General features: G+C 71.4%; 21 protein-coding genes, 1 tRNA gene and 3 pseudogenes. 17 read left to right on the top strand and 8 right to left on the bottom strand.

All coding sequences use genetic code 11. From position 1 onward, the window contains the following. Nucleotides 1-123: 123 nt before the first annotated feature. Together ACIRPX_RS37540 and ACIRPX_RS37535 are read right to left on the bottom strand one after the other, a co-directional pair. Complete coding sequence (locus ACIRPX_RS37540) at nt 124-1,194, bottom strand: ABC transporter permease (protein WP_404203783.1); 1,071 nt, start codon at nt 1,192-1,194, stop codon at nt 124-126. Between the two features lie 5 nt (nt 1,195-1,199). After that, a complete protein-coding gene (locus ACIRPX_RS37535; RefSeq protein ID WP_404203780.1) occupies nt 1,200-2,219 on the bottom strand; it encodes a sugar ABC transporter substrate-binding protein in 1,020 nt (339 codons plus the stop codon). A gap of 291 nt (nt 2,220-2,510) precedes the next feature. Between ACIRPX_RS37535 and ACIRPX_RS37530 the strand changes: the two are divergent. From ACIRPX_RS37530 to ACIRPX_RS37500, 7 genes and pseudogenes are all read left to right on the top strand, one after another. Continuing rightward, nucleotides 2,511-2,906: pseudogene (locus ACIRPX_RS37530) on the top strand (5-dehydro-2-deoxygluconokinase); the annotation flags it as partial. A 2-nt stretch (nt 2,907-2,908) separates the two neighbouring features. Next, nucleotides 2,909-3,115, top strand: a pseudogene (locus ACIRPX_RS37525) (deoxyribose-phosphate aldolase); the annotation flags it as partial. A gap of 103 nt (nt 3,116-3,218) precedes the next feature. Continuing rightward, nucleotides 3,219-3,523 (top strand): annotated as a pseudogene (locus ACIRPX_RS37520) (hypothetical protein). Nucleotides 3,524-3,550: 27 nt separating this feature from the next. Beyond that, the gene (iolB, locus tag ACIRPX_RS37515) at nt 3,551-4,441 is read left to right on the top strand and encodes a 5-deoxy-glucuronate isomerase (RefSeq protein ID WP_404203778.1); all 891 of its coding nucleotides are present in this window, start codon (nt 3,551-3,553) and stop codon (nt 4,439-4,441) included. After that, nucleotides 4,441-6,318 carry a 3D-(3,5/4)-trihydroxycyclohexane-1,2-dione acylhydrolase (decyclizing) gene (gene iolD, locus ACIRPX_RS37510; RefSeq protein ID WP_404203776.1) on the top strand — a complete coding sequence of 626 codons (1,878 nt, stop codon included), beginning with the start codon at nt 4,441-4,443 and terminating at the stop codon, nt 6,316-6,318. Before iolB ends, iolD begins: the two co-directional genes overlap by 1 nt. A gap of 29 nt (nt 6,319-6,347) precedes the next feature. Further along, complete coding sequence (locus ACIRPX_RS37505) at nt 6,348-7,841, top strand: CoA-acylating methylmalonate-semialdehyde dehydrogenase (RefSeq protein ID WP_404203774.1); 1,494 nt, start codon at nt 6,348-6,350, stop codon at nt 7,839-7,841. A gap of 32 nt (nt 7,842-7,873) precedes the next feature. Beyond that, entirely contained in the window at nt 7,874-8,656 is a 783-nt protein-coding gene (locus ACIRPX_RS37500) for a GntR family transcriptional regulator (protein WP_404203772.1), read from the top strand. A 151-nt stretch (nt 8,657-8,807) separates the two neighbouring features. On the opposite strand, the gene sigJ is transcribed toward ACIRPX_RS37500, so the two are convergent. Continuing rightward, nucleotides 8,808-9,746, bottom strand: a complete 939-nt coding sequence (gene sigJ, locus ACIRPX_RS37495) for an RNA polymerase sigma factor SigJ (protein WP_404203770.1) — start codon at nt 9,744-9,746, stop codon at nt 8,808-8,810. Between the two features lie 117 nt (nt 9,747-9,863). Here sigJ and ACIRPX_RS37490 point away from each other — a divergent pair, with 117 nt between their 5' ends. After that, nucleotides 9,864-10,403 carry a YceI family protein gene (locus ACIRPX_RS37490; RefSeq protein WP_404203768.1) on the top strand — a complete coding sequence of 180 codons (540 nt, stop codon included), beginning with the start codon at nt 9,864-9,866 and terminating at the stop codon, nt 10,401-10,403. Nucleotides 10,404-10,418: 15 nt separating this feature from the next. Here the strand turns inward: ACIRPX_RS37490 and ACIRPX_RS37485 are convergent, their stop codons facing one another. Next, a complete protein-coding gene (locus ACIRPX_RS37485) occupies nt 10,419-12,323 on the bottom strand; it encodes an ABC transporter ATP-binding protein (protein ID WP_404203767.1) in 1,905 nt (634 codons plus the stop codon). 859 nt (nt 12,324-13,182) lie between these two features. Between ACIRPX_RS37485 and ACIRPX_RS37480 the strand changes: the two genes are divergently transcribed. The 6 genes from ACIRPX_RS37480 (at nt 13,183) to ACIRPX_RS37455 (ending at nt 19,072) form a co-directional block, all read left to right on the top strand. Continuing rightward, nucleotides 13,183-13,293: a keywimysin-related RiPP gene (locus ACIRPX_RS37480; protein ID WP_107047813.1), complete on the top strand. Its 111-nt coding sequence runs from the start codon at nt 13,183-13,185 to the stop codon at nt 13,291-13,293. Nucleotides 13,294-13,319: 26 nt separating this feature from the next. Then, nucleotides 13,320-15,170 (top strand): lasso peptide isopeptide bond-forming cyclase, encoded by a 1,851-nt coding sequence (locus ACIRPX_RS37475; protein ID WP_404203765.1) that lies wholly within the window; start codon nt 13,320-13,322, stop codon nt 15,168-15,170. 48 nt (nt 15,171-15,218) lie between these two features. Next, entirely contained in the window at nt 15,219-15,473 is a 255-nt protein-coding gene (locus tag ACIRPX_RS37470; RefSeq protein WP_404203763.1) for a lasso peptide biosynthesis PqqD family chaperone, read from the top strand. Beyond that, a complete protein-coding gene (locus ACIRPX_RS37465) occupies nt 15,470-15,907 on the top strand; it encodes a lasso peptide biosynthesis B2 protein (RefSeq protein ID WP_404203761.1) in 438 nt (145 codons plus the stop codon). The genes ACIRPX_RS37470 and ACIRPX_RS37465 overlap by 4 nt, the downstream gene beginning before the upstream one ends. Beyond that, on the top strand, nt 15,904-17,775 hold the full coding sequence (locus ACIRPX_RS37460) for an ABC transporter ATP-binding protein (RefSeq protein ID WP_404203759.1): 1,872 nt from the start codon (nt 15,904-15,906) through the stop codon (nt 17,773-17,775). The genes ACIRPX_RS37465 and ACIRPX_RS37460 overlap by 4 nt, the downstream gene beginning before the upstream one ends. Before the next feature lie 940 nt (nt 17,776-18,715). Then, entirely contained in the window at nt 18,716-19,072 is a 357-nt protein-coding gene (locus ACIRPX_RS37455; protein WP_404203757.1) for a hypothetical protein, read from the top strand. Here ACIRPX_RS37455 and ACIRPX_RS37450 read toward each other — a convergent pair. After that, nucleotides 19,042-19,746, bottom strand: coding sequence for a UPF0158 family protein (locus tag ACIRPX_RS37450; protein ID WP_404203755.1), 705 nt, complete (start codon nt 19,744-19,746; stop codon nt 19,042-19,044). The two genes, ACIRPX_RS37455 and ACIRPX_RS37450, sit on opposite strands and share 31 nt — an antisense overlap. Nucleotides 19,747-20,091: 345 nt before the next feature. On the opposite strand from ACIRPX_RS37450, the gene ACIRPX_RS37445 reads away from it, so the two are divergent. Beyond that, the gene (locus ACIRPX_RS37445; RefSeq protein ID WP_404203753.1) at nt 20,092-21,222 is read left to right on the top strand and encodes a hypothetical protein; all 1,131 of its coding nucleotides are present in this window, start codon (nt 20,092-20,094) and stop codon (nt 21,220-21,222) included. A 43-nt stretch (nt 21,223-21,265) separates the two neighbouring features. Here ACIRPX_RS37445 and ACIRPX_RS37440 read toward each other — a convergent pair whose 3' ends face one another. Further along, on the bottom strand, nt 21,266-21,667 hold the full coding sequence (locus tag ACIRPX_RS37440; RefSeq protein WP_404203751.1) for a type II toxin-antitoxin system VapC family toxin: 402 nt from the start codon (nt 21,665-21,667) through the stop codon (nt 21,266-21,268). After that, on the bottom strand, nt 21,664-21,882 hold the full coding sequence (locus ACIRPX_RS37435; RefSeq protein ID WP_210589781.1) for a hypothetical protein: 219 nt from the start codon (nt 21,880-21,882) through the stop codon (nt 21,664-21,666). The genes ACIRPX_RS37440 and ACIRPX_RS37435 overlap by 4 nt, the downstream gene beginning before the upstream one ends. Nucleotides 21,883-22,357: 475 nt before the next feature. Here ACIRPX_RS37435 and ACIRPX_RS37430 point away from each other — a divergent pair, with 475 nt between their 5' ends. After that, nucleotides 22,358-23,359 carry a tyrosine-type recombinase/integrase gene (locus ACIRPX_RS37430; RefSeq protein WP_404203749.1) on the top strand — a complete coding sequence of 334 codons (1,002 nt, stop codon included), beginning with the start codon at nt 22,358-22,360 and terminating at the stop codon, nt 23,357-23,359. On the opposite strand, the gene ACIRPX_RS37425 is transcribed toward ACIRPX_RS37430, so the two are convergent. After that, nucleotides 23,322-23,398, bottom strand: a tRNA-Pro gene (locus ACIRPX_RS37425). The two genes, ACIRPX_RS37430 and ACIRPX_RS37425, sit on opposite strands and share 38 nt — an antisense overlap. A gap of 102 nt (nt 23,399-23,500) precedes the next feature. Between ACIRPX_RS37425 and ACIRPX_RS37420 the strand changes: the two genes are divergently transcribed. Beyond that, the gene (locus ACIRPX_RS37420; protein WP_404203747.1) at nt 23,501-24,037 is read left to right on the top strand and encodes a DUF309 domain-containing protein; all 537 of its coding nucleotides are present in this window, start codon (nt 23,501-23,503) and stop codon (nt 24,035-24,037) included.

Raw genomic sequence — 24,037 nt, 5'->3', positions numbered from 1 at the left:
AGGGCGCGGATGTTGCCGTAGGACTTGCCCGCGTCGCGCAGCTCGACGACCACGTCCTCGTGCTCCGGCCCGGCGTCCGCGATGATCGCGCCGTGGGTTTCGGTGTTCTTGTCACTCATCGGGTCACCTCCGGGTCATGGTGCGCTGGACCCACAGATTGATCAGGACGGCGCCGAGCAGCATGACGCCGAGGAAGGCCTTGAACCAGTCCGGGTTCCAGCCGGCGTAGACGATGCCCTGCTGGACCATGCCGAACATGAAGGCGCCGAAGACCGGGCCGATCGCGGTGCCGTAGCCGCCGGTCAGCAGGCAGCCGCCGATCACCGCGCCGGAGATGTAGATCAGCTCGATGCCGACGCCCTCGCCGGACTGCACGGTGTTGAAGGAGAAGAGCTGGTGCATGCCGACGAACCAGGCACCTACGCCGACCAGCATGAACAGCGAGATCTTGGTGAAGGCCACCGGTACGCCGACGGCGCGGGCGCTGTCCTTGTTGCCGCCGACCGCGAAGATCCAGTTGCCGTACCTGGTGCGGGTCAGCACCCAGGTGGCGATGATCGCGAACAGCAGCCACCAGAACACGGTGATCTTCACCTGGACGCCGCCGATGTCGAACGACGACGCGAAGACCTTTTTGGCCTGGTCGAAGCCGTCCATGTTGCTGATGTCGTCGGTGGCGACGTTGCCGGTGACCAGCTTGGTCACCGCGAGGTTGACGCCCTGCAGGATCAGGAAGGTGCCCAGGGTGACCAGGAAGCTGGGCAGACCGGTCCTGACGACCATCCAGCCGTTGAAGAAGCCGATCGCGAGGGACACCGCGAGGGCGGCGATCACACCGACCCACACGTTCATGGTGAGCTGGTAGGCGAGCATGCTCGCGGTCAGCGCCGAGGTGATCACTCCGACACCGGCGGACAGGTCGAACTCGCCGCCGATCATCAGCAGTGCCACCGGGATGGTCACGATGCCGAGGGTGGAGGACTGGTACAGGATGTTCGCCATCGAGCTGGCGTCACGCACGGGCGGCGCGGCGATCAGGAAGAAGACGTAGACCGCGACGGCGCCGAGGAAGACGCCCACCTCGGGGCGGGCCAACGTCTTGACGAGCAGCGATCGCCGGCCCGTGCGGCCGTCGGCCTGCGGGGGGCCGGAGGCCGGCGGTGTGGTCACCGCCGGCTCAGCGTGTTGGGTCATGCTCGTCACCGGGTGCCCTTCGCGGCGAACTTGGAGACGGCCTCGACGTTGGACTTGTCGACGAAGGCGGGACCGGTCAGCACCGGCTCCTCACCGCCGCCCATGTAGTTGCCGTTGTTCTTGTAGAGCCACAGCGAGTCGATCGCGAGGTAGCCCTGCAGGTAGGGCTGCTGGTCCACCGCGAACTGGATGGTGCCCTTGCTGATGGCGCCGGTCAGGTCCTTGTTGAGGTCGAAGGTCGCGACCTTCGCCTTGCTGCCCGCGTCCGACACCGACTGCACGGCCGTCAGCGCGAACGGCGCGCCGAGCGTGGCGACGTAGTCGATGGAGGAGTCCTGCTTGAGCTTGGCGGTGATCGTCGACTTCACGGACGGCATGTCGGTGCCGTTGACGTTGAGCACCTCGCTCTTGCCGGAGAAGGTCTTCTTCAGCCCGTCGCAGCGCTGCGTCAGGCCGACGTTGCCCTGCTCCTGGATGACACAGACGACGTGCTTGGCGCCGACCTCGTTGAGCTTCTTGCCGAACGCCTCGCCGGCCACGCTCTCGTCCTGGCCGAAGAACTCCATCAGGCCGAGCTTCTTCCAGTCGCTCACGCCGGAGTTCAGGCCCACGACCGGTATGTTCGCCGACTGCGCCTTGCCGATGACGCCCTTGAGGGCGTCGGGCTTGGCGAGGGTGACCGCGATGCCGTCGACCTTCTGGTCGATCGCGTTCTGCACCAGGTTGGACTGGTTGCCGGCGTTCGGATCGGCCGAGTAGATCAGCTTGATGTTGTCCTTGGCCGCTGCGGCCTCGGCGCCCTTGCGGACGATGTCCCAGAAGGTGTCGCCGGGCGACTGGTGCGTGACCAGCGCGACGGTCATCCGGGGCGTGGTGGCCTTGCCCGCCGAGGCGTTGCCCCCGCCCTCCTCGGACTTCTTGCCCCCGGAGCTGCTGGAGCAGCCGGCGAGGGTCAGGGCTGCAGCCGCGGCCACCGCGACGACGGGGACGAGTCTGCGGGAGCGGGAATGAGAAACGCGGTCCATCTTTCCTGGCACCTCACTGTGCGTTGCGGGGGAAAGGAGAAGGGGATCTCGAAGATCCGAACCCGGGATCTTGGCATGCCCGGGACGTCTGCCGCAAACGCGGCGGTCGGCCTGGGACGGGATCAAACCGCTGGCTGCGCCCGCTGTCAATACTTTGTTAAGACATCATTTCACCGTCAGGTCCGAATGTAAGTACAAACTATTGACAGCGCCACCCTTCGCGGCCTACACCTGGGGATGCGGCGGCCCCTTCGGGTGCCGCACCCCGATCCAGCTCGAGGAGCGTCGCGCATGACCGAGTCGGCCAGGCCCCTCGACCTGATCACGATGGGCCCTACCGGAGTCGATCTCCGTCCCCTCCCGTCGGGGGCGTCCCTGGCCCCGGTCGGCCCCTTCGGCACGCACCTGCACGAGGCGCTGAAGGAGTTCGGCGCCGACGACCGCCGGGACGCGCCCGCCGCCCGGCCGACACCGGTGACCTGCTGCGAGCTCTTCCCGCCGGCCGACTTCCCTCTGTACTTCTACCGGCAGCCTAAGGCGCCTGACCTGGAGATACACACCGAGGAACCGGACTTCTTCGCCATTCGGGCGACCCGGGTCGTCCGGATCACCGGCACCGGACCGGGCGAGGAGCCCGGCCGCTCGGCCCCGCCCGCCGCCCGCGCGGCGCGCGGCAGGGCGGGCTCGGGGTGCCGGCCACCGTCGACGTCCCGGAGGACCTGCTCCTGGTCGGCGCGCGGGAGGACAGGGTCGTCATGGGCTCGCTGAACCGCGGCGGGCCGCGGGGCGCGAGCTTCGGGCACGGCGACCGCCGCACCGGCCACCGCCCGCAGGACATCGCGGGCACGCGCTTCGGCGCGGGCAGGCTGCCGCTGCGCGTCGGCCACGCCGGCCCGGACTCGCCGGCCACCCTGGAGCCGGCCGCCCGCGCGGTCGACGCCGTGACGGCCCGGCGCCCGCGCGGTCGACGCCAGGGCGGCCCGCCGCCCGCCCCCGTTCATCGAGCCGTTCGTCTCCCGCCGGACCGCGGGGAGGTTCGGCAGCGGCCTGTCCGCCGAGGCGGTCACCCCGTCCGCCGCCATGGCCTCGGGCCCGGGCGGCACCTCGGCCCGCACCTGGCTGAGGCCGTGCTGCCCGCCGGCGGCGCGGGGGACTCGGCGGAGGACCGGGCCGACGCGGACGAGCGGTGCCGCGAGGTGCTCGCGCCGCCGGCCGTGCAGGGCCTGGTCGTGGGCCGCTCGCTGCTCCACCCGGCCGAGGGCAGTGTGGGGGCCGCGGTGGACACGGCCGTCGGCCTGTTGTGACCTGGCGTTGTGACACGGAGGAACGCAATGACGTATCACCTTCCCGCGGGCAAGGCCCTCGGCGGCCCCTACGTTGTGGACGTCTCGCCCGAGAAGGCCGGCTGGGGCTGGTCCAGCCTGCGCGTCCTGGAGCTGCCGCCGGGCGGCACCCACAGCTTCGACACCGGCGACAGCGAGTGGATCGTGCTGCCGCTGCGCGGCGGCTGCACGGTAGCGGCCGCCGACGACTTCGGCCATGACACCTTCGAGCTCACCGGCCGCGCGGACGTGTTCAGCGGCGTCACCGACTTCGCCTACCTGCCCAGGGACGCCCGTACGACGGTCACGTCCGCCGGGGGCGGGCGGTTCGCGTTCACCGGGGCCCGCTGCACCCGGCGGCTGCCCGCACGCTACGGCCCGGCCTCGTCCGTGCCGGTGGAGCTGCGCGGCACCGGCAGCTCCTCCCGGCAGGTCAACAACTTCGGCGCGGCCGGCGTCTTCGAGTGCGACAAACTCATCGCCGTCGAGGTCATCACCCCGGGCGGCAACTGGTCGTCCTTCCCGCCGCACAAGCACGACGAGCACCGGCCCGGCGAGGAGTCCGTCCTCGAAGAGGTCTACTACTTCGAGTTCGCCGACCACGAGGGCATCCCCGGCCTCGGCTACCAGCGCGTCTCCCCCTCGGGGCACGGCCGGGGCACCGACGTCCTGGCCGAGGTGCGCGACGGCGACGTCGTCCTGATCCCCGACGGCTGGCACGGACCGTCCATGGCGGTGCCCGGCCACCACATGTACTACCTCAACGTCATGGCGGGCCCCGAGCCCGAGCGCGCCTGGCTGATCTGCGACCACCCGGACCACGCCTGGGTCCGCGGCACCTGGCCCGAGCAGCCCGTCGACCCCCGTCTCCCCCTCTACACGGCACCGGAGCAGTCCTGATGAGCATCCCCACCCGCCGCCTGACCGTCGCCCAGGCCCTGGTGCGGTTCCTGTCGGTCCAGTACACCGAGCGCGACGGCGTGCGCCACCGGCTGATCGCCGGCACCTGGGGCATCTTCGGCCACGGCAACGTCGCCGGGATCGGGCAGGCCCTGCTGGAGGCCGGCGAGCGGGCGATGCCCTTCCACCAGGGGCGCAACGAGCAGGCCATGGTGCACGCGGCCGTCGGCCACGCCCGCCAGCTCGACCGGCTCTCCGCGCAGGCGGTCACCACCTCGATCGGCCCCGGCGCCACCAACCTGGTCACCGGCGCCGCCCTCGCCACCGTCAACCGCATCCCGGTGCTGCTCCTGCCCGGCGACTACTTCGCCACCCGCGCCGCCGACCCGCTGCTGCAGCAGCTGGAGCACCCCACCGAGGCGGACGTCTCGGTCAACGACACCCTGCGGCCGGTCTCCCGCTACTTCGACCGCGTCACCCGCCCCGAGGCCCTGATCCCGACGGCCCTGAACGCCATGCGGGTCCTCGCCGACCCCGCCGAGACCGGCGCGGTCACCCTGGCCCTGCCCCAGGACGTGCAGGCCGAGGCGTACGACTGGCCGGAGGAGTTCTTCGCCGAGCGTGTGTGGCACGTACGGCGTCCCGCGCCCGACCCGGTCGAGCTGGCCGAGGCGCTGTGGGCGATCCGGGCCGCCGAGCGCCCGCTGATCATCGCGGGCGGCGGCGTCCACCACAGCCAGGCCGAGGACGCGCTGAAGGCCCTGGTGGACGCCACCGGCATCCCGGTCGCCTCCACCCAGGCGGGCAAGGGCGCGTTGCGTCACGACCACCCCGCCGACCTGGGCGGCATCGGCCACACCGGCACGGCGGTCAGCGACGACATCGCGCGCACCGCCGACCTCGTGATCGGCGTCGGCACCCGCTACACCGACTTCACCACCGCCTCGCACACCCTCTTCCAGAACCCGGACGTGCGGTTCGTCAACCTCAACATCGCCGCGTTCGACGCGCACAAGCTGGCCGCGCGCACCCTCGTGTGCGATGCCCGGGCGGGCCTTCAGGCACTGCGGGAAGGGCTGGCCGACCACCGCGTGGACAGCGGGTACGAGGACGGGTACCGCGCGGGCAAGGCGCGCTGGGAGCAGGTCGTCCAGGCCGCCTACACCGCCGACGACGACAGCGCCGTGCCGACCCAGACCCAGGTGCTCGGCGCCCTGGACGCGGTCGTCGGCGAGGACGACGTGGTGATCAACGCGGCCGGCTCGCTCCCCGGCGACCTGCACAAGCTGTGGCGGGCGCGCGGCAGGCGCCAGTACCACCTGGAGTACGGCTACTCCTGCATGGGCTACGAGATCCCGGCCTCGATCGGCGTCCAGCAGGCCGCGCCCGCCACCCCGGTGTGGGCGCTGGTCGGCGACGGCACCTACCTGATGATGCCGACGGAGATCGTCACAGCCGTCCAGGAGGGCCTGCCCGTCAACCTGGTCCTGCTGCAGAACCACGGCTACGCCTCCATCGGCGGCCTGTCCGAGACGGTCGGCGGCGAGCGCTTCGGCACCGCCTACCGCTACCGGGCCGGCGACGGCACCTTCTCCGGCGCCCCGCTCCCCGTCGACCTCGCGGCCAACGCGGGCAGCCTCGGCATGGACGTGCTGCGCGCCAAGACGGTCGGCGAACTGCGCGAGGCGCTCGCCACCGCCCGCGCCTCCGACCGCCCCACCTGTGTCTACGTCGAGACCGACACCGCCGGTCCGGGCGCGCCCGGGGCCGAGGCCTGGTGGGACGTGCCGGTGGCCGAGACCGCCTCCCGCGAGGCCGCCGTCCGGGCCCGCGAGGCGTACGACCGGCAGGCCGCCGACCGGCGCCGCCATCTGTGAACTCCCCGTCCGTGAAAGGCACTCGCACTGTGAAGACCATCACCCACTGGATCGGCGGCAAGCCCGTCGAGTCCGCCTCCGGCCGCTACGGCGCCGTCTACGACCCGGCGACCGGCGCGCAGCGGAAGCAGGTCGCGTTCGCGAGCGTCGACGAGGTGGACGCCGCCGTCGCCGCCGCCAAGGCCGCGTTCGAGAGCTGGGGCACCTCGTCGATCGCCCGGCGCACCGCGATCCTGTTCAAGTACCGCGAACTGCTGGACGCCCACCGCGACGAGATCGCCGGGCTGATCACCGCCGAGCACGGCAAGGTGCACTCCGACGCGCTCGGCGAGGTCGCGCGCGGCATGGAGATCGTCGAACTGGCCTGCGGGATCAGCGTGCAGCTGAAGGGCGAGCTGTCCACACAGGTCTCCACCCGCGTCGACGTGGCCTCGATCCGCCAGCCGCTGGGCGTGGTCGCGGGCATCACGCCGTTCAACTTCCCGGCCATGGTGCCGATGTGGATGTTCCCGATCGCCATCGCGTGCGGCAACACCTTCGTGCTCAAGCCGAGCGAGAAGGACCCCTCGGCGTCGTTCCGGCTCGCCGAACTGGCCGCGGAGGCGGGCCTGCCCGACGGCGTGCTCAACATCGTGCAGGGCGACAAGGTCGCCGTGGACCGCATCCTGGAGCACCCGGACGTCGAGGCGGTCTCCTTCGTCGGGTCGACGCCGATCGCCAGGTACATCCAGCTCAAGGCGGTCGAGCACGGCAAGCGCGTGCAGGCGCTGGGCGGCGCCAAGAACCACATGCTGGTCCTGCCCGACGCCGACCTCGACTTCGCCGCCGACCAGGCGATCAACGCCGCGTACGGCTCCGCGGGCGAGCGCTGCATGGCCGTGTCCGTCGTCGTCGCGGTCGGCGACACCGGCGACGAACTGGTCGGCAAGATCGCCGAACGCGCGAAGAACCTGCGCATCGGTCCCGGCGACGACCCGGCCTCGGAGATGGGCCCGCTGATCACCCGCGAGCACCGGGACAAGGTGGCCTCGTACGTGTCCTCGGCGGCCGAGCAGGGCGCCGAGGTCGTCGTGGACGGCACCGGCTACGCGGTCGAGGGCCGCGAGGACGGCTTCTTCCTCGGCGTATCGCTCCTGGACCGGGTGCCGCTGACGGCGGACGCCTACCGCGACGAGATCTTCGGGCCGGTGCTGGTCGTGGTGCGCGCGCAGACGTACGACGAGGCCGTCAAGCTGATCAACGACTCCCGCTGGGGCAACGGCACCGCGATCTTCACCCGGGACGGCGGCGCCGCCCGCCGCTTCCAGCTGGAGGTCAAGGCGGGCATGGTCGGCGTGAACGTGCCGATTCCGGTGCCCGTCGGCTACCACTCCTTCGGGGGCTGGAAGGACTCCCTCTTCGGCGATCTGCACGTCTACGGCAACGACGGCGTCGCGTTCTACACCCAGGGCAAGGTGATCACCACGCGCTGGCCGGACCCGGCCGACGCGGGCATCAACCTCGGCTTCCCGAGCCACTCCTGACGCAGCAGCAACCCATCAGAGGGAGGGACGCCATGGCGAGGTCCGGCGCCACCGCACGTGCCGCGACGGCCGCACTCGACTCGCTGGACTTCGCCCTGGACCGGGGCAGTCCGGTGCCGCTGTACTACCAGCTCGCGCAGCAGCTGGAGGCGGCGATCGAACACGGGGTCCTCGCCCCGGGAAACCTCCTGGGCAACGAGATCGACCTCTCCACCCGGCTCGGCCTGTCCCGGCCGACGGTCCGCCAGGCCATCCAGTCCCTGGTCGACAAGGGCCTGCTGGTGCGCCGCCGCGGCGTCGGCACGCAGGTGGTGCACAGCCAGGTAAAGCGCCCGCTCGAACTCAGCAGTCTCTACGACGACCTGGAGGCGGCCGGGCAGGGCCCGACCACGCAGGTGGTGCGCAACGAGCGCGTACCGGCGTCTCCCGACGTGGCGGCCGCGCTCGGCATCGCGGAGGGCGGCGAGGTCATCGTCCTGGAACGGCTGCGCCTGACCCACGGCCAGCCGGTCGCGCTGCTGTGCAACTACCTGCCCGCGACCCTGCTCGACCTGGACACCGACCGTCTCCAGGCCACGGGCCTGTACCGGATGATGCGCGGTGCCGGCATCACCCTGCACAGCGCCCGCCAGACCATCGGTGCCCGCTCCGCCACCGCGGACGAGGCCGCCCGCCTCGACGAGAAGGAGGGCGCCGCCCTGCTCACCATGCAGCGCACGGCGTACGACGACACGGGCCGCCCGGTCGAGTACGGAACCCACATCTACCGGGCGTCGCGCTACGCGTTCGACTTCCAGCTGCTGGTCAGCCGGTGATGCGGCGGCCGGCCGGCGATGATCCTGCACCGGCCCTCCGACCGGGCGCGGGGACGGCGGTACGGGATGATGCTCGACGGGCACGATCCGCGGGTGCCGCGGCACCGCGACGACCTCGCGACGGCGGCGGCTGACAGGCGGCCCGCGGGCGTCAGCCCGCCGTCGTCCAGGGCCGGAGCTTCTCGGGGTTGCGCACCGCCCAGATGCGGCTGATCCGGTCGCCCGCGAGACCGAACGCCATCACCACCACGATCGTGTCGTCCTGGTACGCCACCAGGCCGGGCTGCCCGTTCACCGTCCGCTCCTGGAACGTCAGGTCCGGTGCAAGGTCGCGCAGTTCGACCAGATAGCGGGCGATGCGGCCGCTGCCCCGCACCGGGTGGAGCTCGGCGCTGACGAGGCCGCCGCCGTCACCGACCGCCGTGGCGTCGGGGTCGAGGACGCCGACGAGGGCCTCGATGTCCTTGGCCTCCCATGCCTCCTTGAAGGCCCTGACGACGTCCGGGCGCGCGGCGGCCGGAGCCGCGGACGCCTGCGCGGCGCCGATCCTGCGCCGGGCCGAGGTGGCCAGCTGGCGGCAGGCGGCGGGTGTCCGGCCGACGATCTCGGCGACGTCGGCGAAGGGGTAGCGGAAGACGTCGTGCAGGATGAACGCGACGCGCTGCGCCGGGGTCATCGACTCGAGCACGACGAGGAAGGCCATGCTGAGCGACTCGTCGAGGGTGACCCGGTCGGCCGGGTCCGCGCCGGTGCCGCCCGACCATCCGGTGATCCACTCCGTGCGGCCGGGCAGCGGCTCCGGAATCCACTCGCCGACGTAGCTCTCCCGCCGGACCCGGGCCGAGCGCAGCAGGTCGAGGCAGACGCGGCCGGCGACCTTGGTCAGCCAGGCGCCGGGGGACGCGACGGCCTGCCGTTCCCGTCCGGTCATGGCGTACCAGCGGGCGTAGGTCTCCTGCACCACGTCCTCGGCGTCCGCCAGCGAGCCGAGCAGCCGGTAGGCGAGATTGATCAGCTGCCGGCGCTCGCTCATGACCGCGGTCAGACTCGGGTCGGGTGGGCCGTCTGCGGGCCCGGACTGGCTGGTCATGGTGCGGCGGCTCCCTCGGTCGGATCGGTCCTCACAGGTTCGACGACGCAGCGCGGTCACATGTGAGCCGCATTGTCCCCCCCTCACATTCCGGGACGCCGTCCCGTCGTACCCACCATGACGACCACGATCCCCGCCGGCACCGAGCTGACCGGCGACTATGTTCTCGACACCACCCGCACGCGGCTCGCCTTCACCGGCCGGGCCGCGCTGCTCGTCAAGGTGCGCGGCCACTTCGACGACTTCGAGGGCCGTGCGCACCTGGACGGCGACGACCCGTCGCGCTCCGGCGCGCGGCTCACGATCCAGGCTCGGAGCGTCCAGACGCGCCACCGCAAGCGCGACGACCATCTGCGCAGCGGCGACTTCCTCGCGGCGGACGCCCACCCGGTGATCGCCTTCGCGTCGACGGGCGTGGAGCGTACCGCCCCGACCGAGTTCGCGGTCACCGGCGACCTGAGCGTCCGCGGCGTCACCAGACCCGTCACCGTGCGGCTCCGGCTGACCGGCGCCGAGATCGATGGGCCGGGCCGCTGCCGCGTCGGCTTCACGGGCCGGGCGACGATCGACCGCACCGAGTGGGGGATCAGCTGGGGCAGGGGTGTGGTCGGCCGGAAGGTGGCGCTGGAGTTCGAGGTCGCGGCGAGGCGGCGGTAGCCGGCCGGCGCGGGCTCAGTGCAGGTTCGCGCCGGCGGGACGCTCGCCCAGCGGGCGGCCGGTGACCGGCCGTTCACCGGCGACGCGGCCGTCCGCGGGGCCTTCGTCCGTGGGACCTTCGTCCGAGGGGCCTTCGGCGAGGAAGCCGCCCGACTGGTGCCGCCACAGCTTGGCGTACGCGCCCTCGGCCGCGAGCAGCTCCTGGTGGCTGCCCTGTTCCACGATCCGGCCGCGGTCCAGGACCACGAGCCGGTCCATGGTGGCGACCGTGCTCAGCCGGTGCGCCACCACCAGTGCCGTGCGCCCCTCCATGAGCCGCCACAGCGCCGCCTGGACGAGGATCTCGCTCTCCGAGTCGAGGGCGCTGGTCGCCTCGTCGAGCAGCAGGACCGGTGCGTCGCGCAGGATCGCCCGGGCCAGCGCGACCCGCTGGCGCTGGCCGCCGGAGAGTTTGATCCCGCGCTCGCCGACCATCGTGCCGAAGCCGTCCGGCAGGGCGTCGGCGAACTCCGTGACATGCGCCGCCTCGGCCGCGCGGCGGATCTCGGCGTCGGTGGCGCCGGGCCGGGCGAAGGCGATGTTGTCGCGCAGGGTGCGGTGGAACATCGCCGGGTCCTGGGGCACGTAGGCGATCAGGCCGCGCAGGTCGGCCTGGCGCAGCGTGCTGATGTCCTGGCCGCCGATCAGGATCCGGCCGCCCTGCACGTCGGTCATCCGCAGCAGCAGCCGGGTGAGGGTGGTCTTGCCGCCGCCGGACCGGCCGACGAGGCCGATCTTCGTCCCGCTGGGCACGGCCAGCTCCAGGTCCCGGAAGAGCGGGTCCCCTCCCCCGTGGGCGAAGGTCACGCGCTCGAAGCGGACGTCGGCGGGCCCCGGCAGCAGCGGCTCCGGCTCGGCCGGGTCGACGACGGTCGGCCTGGCCAGCAGCAGCTCGGTGAACTGCGCGGCCTCCGTCATCGAGCTCTCCAGGCGGCGGTAGATCTGGTTGAAGTCGAACATGATCTTCGTCGCGTTGGTGTAGTAGGTGAAGGCGACGACGACGGCCTCCACACCGTGTCCGCCCCCGCTCAGCGCGACGGCGAGCAGCAGGCCCAGCACGTTGGTCAGGACGGACATCGGCGCGACCAGCGTGTCGATGCGCAGGTTGCCGTAGTCCCACGACTTCAGCATGAGCCGGCGCGAGTGCGCGACGCGGCGGCGGTGCTCGGCGGCCTCCGTCGGCTCGGCGGCGAACGCGCGCACCGTGTCCATGTTCATCAGGCTGTCGGCGACATGCCCCGACACCCGGGCGATGGCTTCCTCGCGCTGGTCGACGAGCGCCTGACGGCGCCGGATGAGCGGCGCCACGCACACCGCGGTCAGCGCGATCATCGCCAGCAGGCCGGCCACGAGCAGGGGGTCGTACCGCCACAGCACCACGGACCCGAACGCGAGCGGGACGACGCTGCCCAGCACGTTGAACGTCAGCGTGTCGGCGAAGTCCTCGAAGCGCGAGGCGAAGCTCAGCACCCGTTTGGTGAGCGCCCCGGCGAAGTTGTCGTGGAAGAACGCGGCGTCCTTGGCGAACAGTTCGTCCATCCCGATCACGTACAGATGCTCGACGCCAAGGGCGTCGAGGCGGTTCAGGCAGTGCAGGCCGATGCGCCAGAGCACCTCGGCCAGCAGCAGGATGCCGGCGAAGCCGAGGACGTAGGGCAGGGCGGAGCGGACGCCGGTGCCGCCGTCCGCGGCGATACGGCTGACGAGCTTGGCGACGACCAGCGGTGCGACGTAGTTGATCCCGATGTTGCCGGCCGCCGGCAGCAGCATGGCGGGCGCCGTCAGCCGCCGCAGCCGGGCCAGCTCCCGTCCGTAGTGACGCAGTGCCAGGAGCACGGAGCCCCTGCGCGGAGGAACCTCACGCGATTCAGGTAATCCCATCCCGATCCTGTCCGATCGTGGCCATTCCGGGCAGACAAGGATGGGAGTGTCCCGCGACGACGGCTGCGGAGTCCATGCGTTTTCGCGCCCCGGCGGCGCGGGCGAGGGGGGCGGCAGGAGCGGGTACGGCCGCCCCACCGGACCGTGACGTCGCTCGCGCGCGGCCGGTACATCGGGACGACAGGATTTGAACCTGCGACCCCTTGACCCCCAGGAGTGAGGGTCGGGGGTATTTTCTGCGTATACCAGATGTGATTGGGGCGCGAGTTGTGCGTGTGAGGCTCCGTCGTGTGCCGTCGCGCATGCCGTGCGGTCCCCAACTGGTCCCCAGGACCGGTCCTACATCAGCCACGCCGGGAGGATGCGAGCGCTCGATGCCCTCCGGGAGGCCATGACCCCATGGCTGACCGGGGCGGATGGTGCTGACGCAGCCGGGTCCCTGGTGACCGATTCGGAGCGCGGGGACGGGAAAAGGAGCACGTCGCGCGCATGGATCGCGCCCCGGCGGCGCCCACCCGTGGCCGCCGTCGGACATGTCCTGGCAGGTGCGGCGGGCAATTGCCGGGACGCATGTCAAAACGTTCATTCGAGCATGCGTACACCCGGGTCGCACGACAATACTGCGCCGATGACAACCAGAACGAGAGCGGGCGCACAACCCAGGGCGTTCAAGATTTGCATATTATCCGAGCTTCGCAAGGGCTCTTGCCGTGATCCCACGCTCTGCAGCTAGCTATTGCTGCGTCCACTTCCCGGCCCGGGTTCCCGATGAGCCCTGTGCCGACCGACAGCACACGGGCTCAGTCCCCTGGGCCGTCGGTCAAGGAGGTGGCCGGCAATCCTGCAGTGAGGAGTGGCCATGAAGAAGGCGTACGAGGCGCCGACGCTCGTCCGGCTCGGTACCTTCCGGAAGGAGACGGGGCTCCTTCAGCGCTCCGGCAACGACCGGCTGATCCTGAGCAAGAACTGACGACCGACGGTCTCTGACCCGACGTCATGACTGAACTGCACGAAAGTGCGGGGACGGGCCCCGGCGACGCGCACTTCGCGGTCTTCACGGACCGTGCGGACGCGGCCGCCGCGGCCCGCTCCTTCGCCCGTCCTGGAAGCCGGACCCTCGCGCATGCGTCGGACCGGCCCTGGCTGGTCGGCCACTGGCACGACGACGAGGTCGTCACGGCGAGCGTCGGCGGCGCCTCCCTCGCCGTCGTCGGCTGCTGCCCGATCGACGCCGCCGAACTGCGGCGCCGGGCCGCACACTTGCGTGATCTCGCGGAACTCGACGCACTGGCCCGATCCCTCCCGGGCAGTTTCCACCTCGTCGGCGCCCTCGACGGACGGATCAGGGTGCAGGGCACCGCCTCCGGACTGCGACTCGTCTTCCATGCGGAGATCGACGGCGTGCGGGTGGCCGCCACCCGCGCCGACACCCTGGCCGCCGTCCTGGGCCTGGACCCCGACGTGGAGGAACTGGCCGTAAGGCTGCTGTGGCCCGCCCCGTACCCGCTGTTCGAGACATCGATGTGGCGTGCGGTCACCGCCGTTCCTCCGCAGGACGCCGTCGTCGTCGCCGCGGACGGACGCACCGTACGGCACACTCGGTGGTGGACGCCGCCGGAGCCGATCCTGCCGCTCGCCGAAGCGGCGCCCCTGATCCGGACGGCGCTGGAGGAGGCCGTCGGCGCACGTACCCGTCAGGGCGGCGTGCTGAGCTGCGACCTGTCCGGGGGCCTGGACTCCACCTCCGTCTGCTTCCTGGCCGACCGCTCCCCCGCCCGTGTGGTGGCCAGTACCTGGCCGGGACGGGACCCGGCGGACAACGACCTGTCCTGGGCGAAGCGGGCGATGGGGTACCTGCCGGACGTCGAGCACGTGGTCTGGGACGCCGACGCCTCGCCACTGGTCTACGAGGACCTGCTCGGCATCGACGACCTCCTCGACGAACCCACCATCGGCGTCATGGACCGCTCCCGGGTCCTGCACCACCTGCCCGGCCTCGCCGCACGCGGCAGCCGGTTGCATCTGACCGGCATCGGCGGCGACCACGTGGCGTGGTGCTCCGAGGCGTACTACCACCGGCTGCTGCGCACCCGTCCGCTGTTCGCCCTGAGCCAGTTGCGCGGGTTCCGGGCGCTGTGGCAATGGCCGCTCGGCGGCACACTCCGCGCTCTCGCCGACTCCCGGCCGTACGGGAAGTGGCTCGCCGACGCCGCCGGTGGCCTACGTGGCCCGCTGCCCCCGTCTGTCACGACGGGTCTCGGCTGGGGCATGGCCCCGCGTCTGTTCGACTGGGTGACCCCCGAGGCCGAGCGGATGGCCCGCCGGGCCCTGCTCGACGCCGCGGCGACGGCCTCCCCGCTGCATCCGGACCGTGGACTCCACACCGACCTGGAGCAGATCCGCTCGTGCACCCGCGTCATCCGGCAGTGGGACCGGATGGCGGCCCGCGCCGGCCTGCCGATGGCCTCTCCCTTCCTCGACGACCGCGTCATCGAGGCGTGTCTCGCCGTACGCCCCAGCGAGCGCGTCACGCCCTGGCGCTACAAGCCCGTCCTGAGCACCGCGATGCGCGGAATCGTGCCCGAGGAGTGCCTGCGACGCAGCAACAAGGCCACGGCCTCCATGGACGCCTCCAACGGACTGCGGGAACACCGCGCCGACCTGCTGGCCCTGTGGGAGGACTCACGGCTGGCGGAGCTGGGCCTGGTGGACGGCGCCGAGCTGCGCCGCCTCGCCCGGCGGCCCGCCTCCCCCGGGCTCTCCGACGCCATCCTCTACTCCACGATCGCCGCGGAGGTGTGGCTGCGCGGACTTGCCCACGGCCGCACCCGTGTTCCACACCCCTGACTGCGCCCCTGACTGCACCCCTGTCAAACACGTCAGAAAGGCCCTCACATGCCCCTGCGGTTCGGCGACAACGTCTCCACGGCCGAGACCGACTACGGCACGGTGCTGCTGGACGAACAGGCCGGCGCCTACTGGGAGTTGAACCCGACGGCCACCTTGGCGGTGCGGACCCTGCTGGAGGGTGGTGAGGAGGCGGACGCGGCCGCCGCCCTGGTCCAGGAGTTCGACATCGATCGGGCGCAGGCCCTGCGGGACGTCGAGACGCTCGTACGGGAGCTGCGCGGCTCGGGGCTCGCCTCATGACCACGCCCAGCGCGCTGGAGCGGCCCACCGGTGTGCCCCTGGCCCGACGCCTGACCGCCCGCCTCGTCCTGCTCCCCGCCCTTGCCCTCGCCCTGCTGCCGCCCCGCCACATCCGCACCGTGCTCGGCATCCTGCGGCGCGGCGCCGCGCCGGCGACCACCGCGCAGGCCCAGAACGCACGCGACGCCATGTGCGCCGCCAGCCTGCGCTGCGCCGGACCGAAGGGGTGCCTGCCGCGCTCCCTGGGAGCGGCACTGCTGTGCCGGCTCGGCGGAACATGGCCGACCTGGTGCACCGGCGTCCGGGTCACCCCGCCCTTCACCGCGCACGCCTGGATCGAGGCCGAAGGCCGTCCCGTCGGCGAGGGGGTCCCGCAGGGCTATTTCGCCCGGCTGGTGGCCGTCGCCCCGGTGCCACGGCCCACTGACCGATGACCGGCGCGACGGCGTCGCACGGCGGCCGGTCCGCGGTCGCCGATGCCGAAGCCGTGCCCGAAGCCGGCCAGTCCACCCTGGCGGCGGTGGCCACGATGTACCGGCTCACCGCCGGGCACCGGAACGCCATCGCCGTCGCCAGCTTGCTGACCCTCGTGGGCTCCGCCCTGGGGCTGGCCCAGCCGCTCGTCGCCAAGCAGGTCGTGGACGCGAGCGGCCGCGGACAGCTCATCTGGCCGCTGCTGGTACTCCTGGGCACGCTGTTCGCCGTCGAGGCGGCGGCGGGGGCAGCAGGACGCTTCCTTCTGGAACGGATGGGCGAAGGGGTCGTGCGGCAACTCCGGCACGGGCTGGTGGGTCGGCTGCTCCGGCTGGAGATGAGGGAGTACAGCCGTCACCAGGGCGGCGACCTCATCTCCCGGGTGACGGCCGACACCACCTTGCTGCGGGAGGTCGTCTCGCAGGCCCTGGTCGATCTCGTGACGGGAAGCCTGGTCGCCGCCGGGGCGATCGCCCTCATGGCGTGGCTGGACCTTCTGCTGCTGCTCCTGGTCGCCGTCACCGTGGCAGCGGCGGCCGTGGTGGTCGCCTCGCTGCTCACCGGCATCAGGAACGCGTCCGAACACATGCAGGGCTCGGTCGGCGCCGTCGCCGCCGACATGGAACGCGCTCTGAGCGCCCTGCCGATGGTCCGCGTGCACCGCGCCGAGGAGCGCGAAGCGGCCGGCATCGGCGCCCGCGTGGACGCGGCCTACGGCGCGGGAGTGCGCACCGCGAAGCTCGCCTCCGTGATGAGCTCCGCCGTCGAACTTGCCGTCCAGGGATCCTTCCTCATCGTCCTGGTCGTCGGCGGCCTGCGCGTAGGCGGTCATTCGGGCTCCCTCGGTGACCTCGTCGCGTTCCTGCTGTACGCCTCCTACCTCGTCCTGCCGCTGTCCTCCGTCTTCCGCGCCATGGGCCTCGTCCAACGCGGGATGGGCGCCTACCAGCGCATCGACGAGGTGCTCCGCCTCCCTGTGGAGCCCACCGCGCCCCAGAACCCGAAGGACCCGGCGCCCGCACCGCGGCCGACCGGGCCGTCCGGCACCCGCGAACAGCCCGTCCTCGACCTGCGCGACGTCCACTTCGGCTACGACCCGGAGCGGCCGGTCCTGCGCGGTGTCTCGTTCGCCGTCCCGCAGCGCCGGCACGTGGCCCTGGTGGGCCGGTCCGGCGCCGGCAAGAGCACGGTGTTCGCCCTGGTCGCGAGGTTCTACGAGCCGGATGCGGGCACCTTGCTCTTCGACGGGCGGCCCGCGACCGAACTCACCCGTGGCGCCTGTCGCCGAGGCATCGCCGTGGTCGACCAGAACACCCATGTCGTCCACGGCACCCTGCGCGACAACATCACCTACGCCGTACCCGACGCCACCGAAGCGGAGATCCGTCGCGTCGTCGAACTGGCCCGGCTCGAAGAGGTCGCCGAGCGGCTGCCCGGGGGCCTTGCCGCCGTCATCGGTGAACGCGGCGGCAACCTCTCCGGCGGCGAACGTCAACGTGTCGCCCTCGCCCGCGCGTTGCTGGCCGGCCCCGCGCTGCTCCTCCTGGACGAGCCCACCTCCCACCTCGACGCGATCAACGAATCGGCGCTCACCACCGTCATGAAGGACATCGCCCAGGAGTGCGCCCTGCTGGTCATCGCCCACCGTCTGTCCACCGTGCAGCACGCCGACCACATCGTGGTGCTCCAGGACGGCCGCACGGCCGCCGGCGGACGCCACGAGGAACTACTGGTCAGCAGTGCCCTCTATCGCGAGCTCGCCGCGAGCCAGATGCTCCGGGCGGGCGGGGAACCCGGGATCGGCAAGCGAGGGCGGACGGACGGTTGAAAAATTCCCTCCCCGCGACCCAGCAGGCCGAGAACCGGACCACGCACGGACCATCGGCAGAGTTCTGCCCTGGCTGCGCCAGTCACTCACCGTGTCTACGGCGGCGCCTGGGATCGACTGGCCTCCCCGTCGCATGTCGCGGCACGAACGGGAAACTCGGGCCGGCAACTTGCGGGCTCACGGGGCGGGGGAAAGGACGGGTCACGTCTCCTTGCCCCTGTGTCAAGCAGCTGCTGCGAGGGGGATCTGTGGTTCCTCGGCAAGGTGAGCTGACGCGGCTGCTGGAGTGGTGTGCCGACGGCCAATCCACGAGACGCGCCCCGCCACCGTCTGTCCGGGACACACCAGAAAGGCACAGGTCAGACCACGTACCCGCGCCACAGCCCCTTCACGGTGCACTTGTCCCCGAGCGGTCCCCGAGAACGATCAAGGGGCCGCTTCAGATCTCCTCTGAAACGACCCCTGACCTACGACTTCGCAAAGTCGGGACGACAGGATTTGAACCTGCGACCCCTTGACCCCCAGTTGCGGAGCCCCTGAGCGGCGTGCGACGGGGGGACGCGGGCGTTCTTCGAGGTCAGTGTTCAGCGTACTCGGCCGAGTAGAGGAGTCTGTGTTTTCAGGGCCCCGTCGGGCAGCCTCGTCGCTTCCCGAACCTTCTTCCACTGATCGAGGAAGCCACTTCGAACTCTGACGCTTCCATCGTCACTCCTCAGCCGAGAGCAGGCAAGTCAGCGGAGGGGAACGGCCCTTGCACTCGGTGCCGTCCGTGGCCGACCTGCCTCCTTGGGGCCTGCTACAGCTCCCCCACACCCGCCCGCAAGGAACTGATGGATTCTCAGGTGTGGGGCGGGAGGAACGACCGTTGTGGCTCAGGGTGGAGCGGCCGGTGGTTGACCGAGCGAGGGGAGCTGCTGGCTCCGCCGGTACCGTGTTGCCTGTGGCCGGACAGCTGAGTGACGCGGAGCTCGATGAGCTGGTCGAGCAGGCCACCGTGGACGCCTACGACGACGAGGAGCAGCTCACGGGCCTCTACAGGATGCTCGCAGAGCATCTGGTCGTCCCGTTCAAGTCGGTCGTTCTCGGGGTGGAGGTCACCGTGAAGAAGGTGGACCTGCTGCCCGGGAGCCAGATCGTGGCGGTCTGTACGCGAGGCAGGCACCGGCAGGCGATCGGCATTGTCGACCTTCCGTTGCCGGATCCGGCGCCCGAGGGAGCCGAGTGGATCGAGGCCTACCGGCACTGGGGGCCTCAAGAGCGCCCGGGTCAGTGGCCGGTCGGCGGTACCGCCCGGTAGCCCTGATCGGCGAGCCAGGCCCGGGCCCGGCCGTACTGCCGTTCCTCGGAGAACAGCCAGTACCGCTGCAGCTGCGCCGGTGAGGTGGCCAGCATGTCCTTGAAACGGCGGAACGCTCCTGGGCCCTGGATCGCGATGCCGAGGTAGTGGGCAAGGTCCTGGTCGTCGAGGGTGGTGATGAAGTCCTCCATGTCACGGTAGGCATCGCGTGATCCCTCGCACGGGACATGGAGCCACCGCTCGGTGTCTTCCGGTTCGTCCTCGTCCCATGACTCATCGGTGTCCGCGAGGGCAGGTCGGCACTCGCCGCTGTCCAGGTCGATGCGGCCACCGCCCCAGGCCGGGTCGCCTTCGAGCAGACCGGAGAGCTCCTCCAGATCGACCGACAGCGGCCGCAGCACGCAGTCGGCACCGCCGCCCGCCGTGTCGAGTTGCCGGGCGAGAACCTCGTCGCCGGGCCAGCCCCGTTCGCGCAGGGTGGTGGTGCAGGCGGTCGCTGTCTCCTGAGCGCCGGGCACAGCCCGGGAAACGGCCGCGGTGAGTGCGTCCCCGCAGTGCTGCAGCACGCCGGCGGGGTCATGCGTACGCAGCAGCGCGAGCAGGGACGGGCCGTCGGCGGTGTGACACGCGACGCGGAGTGCCTTCAGCGCGCGATCGGTCCATGCCTCGGTCATGCCCGCGAGGCTACTACCCCAAGTTGTCGGCTGTGCTCGACCGAAAATCACCGCCAGTGAGGACCTCGCCCAGCGCTCGGATCGTGGCTGCGGAGGGGCCGCTTCGTCCTACCACTGCACCGCAGCCTGCCCGCGGCGGCCAACTGCAGCACCGCCAGGAGCTCCGCTCGCGCCCCGTACTCCCTGGCCCGCTCGGTCCACACCGCCGTCATAGTCCACGCCTCCCCGGAACCGCTCGCCTCCGCTCACCCTAGGACGCTTGAGTGTGACGTCCGGTCAGCTCCCTCTGTCTTGCACGCTCTCCGTCCGAGCCCTCCCACCAGCGGCGGCGATAGGGTCCGCCGTGTGAGCGAGTACCAGTACTACGAGTTCCAGGCCCTCGACCAGCCGCTCAACCGCGAGGAACAGGACCAGTTGCGGGCCCTCTCCAGCCGGGCCCGGATCACCGCCACCAGCTTCACCAACACCTACAACTGGGGTGACCTGCGCGGAAATCCACGCCGCATGGTCGAGCGCTACTTCGACGCCCACCTGTACGTCACCAACTGGGGCACCCACCGCCTGATGCTCCGCCTGCCCAGGCAGGCCCTGGCCCTGCCCACGGTGAAGCCGTACTGCCTCGACGACCACATCGACGCCTGGACCACCCGCACCCACCTCCTGCTCGACCTCACCAGCGAGGACGAGGGCGGCGACTGGATCGAGGGCGCCGACGACTCACTGGCCGCCCTCATCGGCGTACGCGACGAACTCGCCGCCGGCGACCTGCGCCCCCTCTACCTCGCCTGGCTCTCCGCGCTCGCCGCCTGGGAACTCGAAGACGACGAAGAAGAGGAGTACTTGTCCTGCCCCGAACCACCCGTCCCGGCCGGACTCGGCGAATTGACCGCCCCGCAAAGGGCGCTCGCGGACTTCCTGCGTGTGGACGCCGATCTGCTCGCGGCCGCGGCCCAGGCCAGCCCACCGGGCCCCAGGAAGTCGGCCAAACCCACGAAGAAGGAACTCGCGCCACTGATCGCCGCCCTCCCGGAGAAGGAGAAAGACGCCCTGCTCCTGCGGCTCGTCCTCGGCCCGGAACCGCAGCTTCGTACCGAACTCCTGCACCGCCTGCGCGGCACCACCGCCCCCACTGCGATCCCCGGGCGCCGTTCCGCCGCCCACCTCCTGGACGCCGCCCACACCCTGCGCACCGAACGCCGACAGCACGCCGAACACGAGCGAGCCGAAGCCCGCGCCCGGCACCTGACCGCCCTCGCGCGCGAGGCCGAGTCCGCCTGGCAAATGATCGAGGCACACATCGCCACCAAGAAGACCACCGCCTACGACCAGGCCGTCGCTCTCCTCGCGGAACTGCGCGACGCCTACGCCCACACCGGACGCGGCACCGACTTCCACCAGCGCCTGACCCGTCTGCGCGAGGACTACCAACGCCGCCCCGGCCTCATCCACCGCCTCGACCGCCACAGGCTCCGGTAACGCCCCCACCACCACGGGGCCGAGGAAGCCCGGGCAGAGCTCCTCAGGGAAGCAGAGTGAACGCAGGAACGTGCTCGGGCACAAGCGCCCGGAAGTGCCGGTGGTCGAGCGTCGCGACATCCGTCAGCTTCAGCCGTTCGGCGACCGCAACGACTGAAGCGTCCGCGACGCCCAGCGGAAAGCCACGGTAGCGGTGCATCAGCTCAGCGATCCGGGCCATGTCCCGATCACCGGGAAACACCTGCACCAGATCACCGCCGACCACAGACTCCACCAGGTTGACCTCAGCCTCGGCACCCAGATACTTCCCGACCAGATAACAGCATTCGGTCAGCACATACGGAGTGACGACAAGATCGCCGTCGTACGACTCCAGCAGCTCGGCGCACTGCTCGTGATCAGGGTCGTTTGCGGTTGAGGACGGCGACAAGCGGTCCGGTGTCAACGATCAGCATCGTCCTCGCCGATCTCCGCCCGCGCGATGTCCTTCGCCCGGGCGCCGAGATCGGTCGCCGGGCCATCGAAGCTCCGCAGTATCCGGAACCGACTCGGCGCGGGTTTCACCAGACGCAGAGCGTGACGACGCAGCTCCTCCGCCTGCTCGGGCTCCAGGCGATCAATGAGCTCATGCAGCTCTCTGTAGTCGTACGCCGAGGTCATGGCCGCTTCCTCTCCACCGCGCCGTACGTCCACGATAGCGTTGGCCTCCCATGCCCGTGACCATGTCAGCAGGCTCCAGGTACATCGTCCGGGTCGGGTTCCGCCGAGAGCTCTGCCACGTCCGCGACATCCGGGTCCGCGTCTGCCTCGCGCTCTGCGGTACCACTGACGGCGTCTTGCTCCCCTGAACCGTCGCTCTCGTCTTCCTCAGCCGACTCTCCTCCCCGAACCAAGATCCTCTTGTCCGGCGAGCGTCGGTCGTCGCCGCTGATGCCGATGCCCGAGGGCGGGTCACTCCGTCGTTCCGGGCCGCCGCCCTTGGTGCTCGGCCAAGGGAAACGCGCTGGTCACGGCAGGCATCGCGGGCGTGGTGGTCGCAGGTGGTCCCACCAGACTGGGAGTGTCGGCCCTTCCTCCGCCTCCTGGAGGCGATCCTCATGCGCACCACCGCCGACCGCGGCCGCGTCTACCGCAGGTGCGGCTGCCGCGACAGCCACCGCCGCCAACTCGGAGCACGCTGCCCCGCCTGCTCACCGACCATCACCACGGGACGTGGACCTTCGCCGTCGACATCCCCGCCCCACACCACCGGCGGACGACCGTCCGGCGAGGCGGCTTCACCAGCCACGACGCCGCCCAGGCCGCCCTGCGGACCTTCCTGGAAGGCGAGGCAGGCGGATTCAACGCCGACCCGAACCAGACCGTCGCCGACTACCTGCACGCCTGGCTGACGGCCAAAGCGCTGGTGCTCAAGCCGACGACCATGGCCCGCTACCGCGACTACGTGCACAACGATCTCGTCCCCGCCTTCGGCAGCCTCCACCTGGACGATCTCAGGCACCGGCACATCAGCGCCTTCGTCTCCAGCCAACTCGCCGCCGGCCGCGGCCGCACCCACAGCAACCCAAGCGCCCCCTTCACTGGGCTGGTCTTCTGCCGGCGCGACGGCCGGCCACTGCGGCCCAGCGCCGTTCTGAACCGGCTCCGGGAACTCTCCGACGAAGCGGGTGTTCCCCGGGTGACCGTTCACGATCTGCGCCACCTGGCCGCCACCGTCACCATCACCGCCGGCGTGCCGCTCACCGTGGTCTCCAAGACCCTGCGCCACTCCACCCTGTCCACCACGGCCAACATCTACAGCCACCTCACCCAGCAGGCCGCCCGCGAAGCCGTCGACACCATCGAGCACACCCTCACACTGGCCGAACAGAGAGCCGACCGGCAGGCCCGACCGAAGCAGCTGCGACCACCACGCGACCACATCCGGCGGCTCCGCGAAGCCCTCCACCGGCTCCGCTCCCCCGCCCCGCCGTCCTTCTGCGCCGTCGCGAACGAGTCCCGAACCCGGCCTGCGACCACACTGCGACCACCAGCCCCCCGGGAACGCGAAAGGCCGCCCTCCCGCAAACGAGAGAACGGCCTCCGACCTGCATCAAAGCTGGTCGGGACGACAGGATTTGAACCTGCGACCCCTTGACCCCCAGTCAAGTGCGCTACCAAGCTGCGCCACGTCCCGGTGCGCTTCACATGGTGCACCACGTGATCGCGCGGTCAGTACTTTACCCCACGTGGGGGACCGCTCTCGAAGCGGGCCGCGGGGCGCGGGACAATCGGTGCCATGGACAGCAGCGCATCCTCGCAGGACGCAGGACGGCCGGTGGTCGCGCGCGACCGGGACGGTGCCGGGCGGGCGCGCAATGCGCGGCCCCGGGACGGGCTCGGGCGGCCGCTGCCGTACGGCGCGCAGGGGGTCGCGCGGCAGCCGGAGGGCGTCGTGCGGACCCCGGAGCGGACCGTGGCCGAGGCGCAGGAGCTGCTGGACGCGGGGAAGCCCTTCCACGCGCACGAGGTGTTCGAGGACGCCTGGAAGTCGGGCCCCGAGGAGGAGCGGGCCCTGTGGCGGGGCCTGGCGCAGATCGCCGTGGGGCTGACGCACTCCGCCCGGGGCAACGTCACCGGTGGCGCCCGGCTGCTGCGGCGCGGTGCCGGGGCCGTCGACGCGTGGGCCGCCGAGGCGGGGCGGCGGCGGGTCCACGGGATGGATCTGGCGGGGGTCGCCGGCTGGGCGCGGAAGCTGGCCGCCGAGGTGGAGGCGGAGGGCCGACCCGTCGACGCCGCGGCCCGGGCACCCCGGCTGCGCGGGCGGACCCCGTAG

The sequence above is a fragment of the Streptomyces sp. NPDC101225 genome, from assembly GCF_044767585.1.
Taxonomy (GTDB): Bacteria; Actinomycetota; Actinomycetes; order Streptomycetales; family Streptomycetaceae; genus Streptomyces.
Note: the sequence above shows the minus strand (reverse complement) of the source record. Positions and strands in the feature narration are given on the sequence as shown.

Excerpts from the sequence above, each read along its gene's own strand:
- ACIRPX_RS37540 (WP_404203783.1), bottom strand. The coding sequence starts at position 1,194 with ATGACCCAACACGCTGAGCCGGCGGTGACCACACCGCCGGCCTCCGGC.
- ACIRPX_RS37460 (WP_404203759.1), top strand. The coding sequence starts at position 15,904 with ATGACCGGCGCGACGGCGTCGCACGGCGGCCGGTCCGCGGTCGCCGAT.
- ACIRPX_RS37470 (WP_404203763.1), top strand. The coding sequence starts at position 15,219 with ATGCCCCTGCGGTTCGGCGACAACGTCTCCACGGCCGAGACCGACTAC.
- ACIRPX_RS37480 (WP_107047813.1), top strand. The coding sequence starts at position 13,183 with ATGAAGAAGGCGTACGAGGCGCCGACGCTCGTCCGGCTCGGTACCTTC.
- ACIRPX_RS37475 (WP_404203765.1), top strand. The coding sequence starts at position 13,320 with ATGACTGAACTGCACGAAAGTGCGGGGACGGGCCCCGGCGACGCGCAC.
- sigJ (WP_404203770.1), bottom strand. The coding sequence starts at position 9,746 with ATGACCAGCCAGTCCGGGCCCGCAGACGGCCCACCCGACCCGAGTCTG.
- iolB (WP_404203778.1), top strand. The coding sequence starts at position 3,551 with ATGACGTATCACCTTCCCGCGGGCAAGGCCCTCGGCGGCCCCTACGTT.
- ACIRPX_RS37500 (WP_404203772.1), top strand. The coding sequence starts at position 7,874 with ATGGCGAGGTCCGGCGCCACCGCACGTGCCGCGACGGCCGCACTCGAC.
- ACIRPX_RS37535 (WP_404203780.1), bottom strand. The coding sequence starts at position 2,219 with ATGGACCGCGTTTCTCATTCCCGCTCCCGCAGACTCGTCCCCGTCGTC.
- ACIRPX_RS37435 (WP_210589781.1), bottom strand. The coding sequence starts at position 21,882 with ATGACCTCGGCGTACGACTACAGAGAGCTGCATGAGCTCATTGATCGC.
- ACIRPX_RS37420 (WP_404203747.1), top strand. The coding sequence starts at position 23,501 with ATGGACAGCAGCGCATCCTCGCAGGACGCAGGACGGCCGGTGGTCGCG.
- ACIRPX_RS37490 (WP_404203768.1), top strand. The coding sequence starts at position 9,864 with ATGACGACCACGATCCCCGCCGGCACCGAGCTGACCGGCGACTATGTT.
- iolD (WP_404203776.1), top strand. The coding sequence starts at position 4,441 with ATGAGCATCCCCACCCGCCGCCTGACCGTCGCCCAGGCCCTGGTGCGG.
- ACIRPX_RS37450 (WP_404203755.1), bottom strand. The coding sequence starts at position 19,746 with ATGACCGAGGCATGGACCGATCGCGCGCTGAAGGCACTCCGCGTCGCG.
- ACIRPX_RS37485 (WP_404203767.1), bottom strand. The coding sequence starts at position 12,323 with ATGGGATTACCTGAATCGCGTGAGGTTCCTCCGCGCAGGGGCTCCGTG.
- ACIRPX_RS37465 (WP_404203761.1), top strand. The coding sequence starts at position 15,470 with ATGACCACGCCCAGCGCGCTGGAGCGGCCCACCGGTGTGCCCCTGGCC.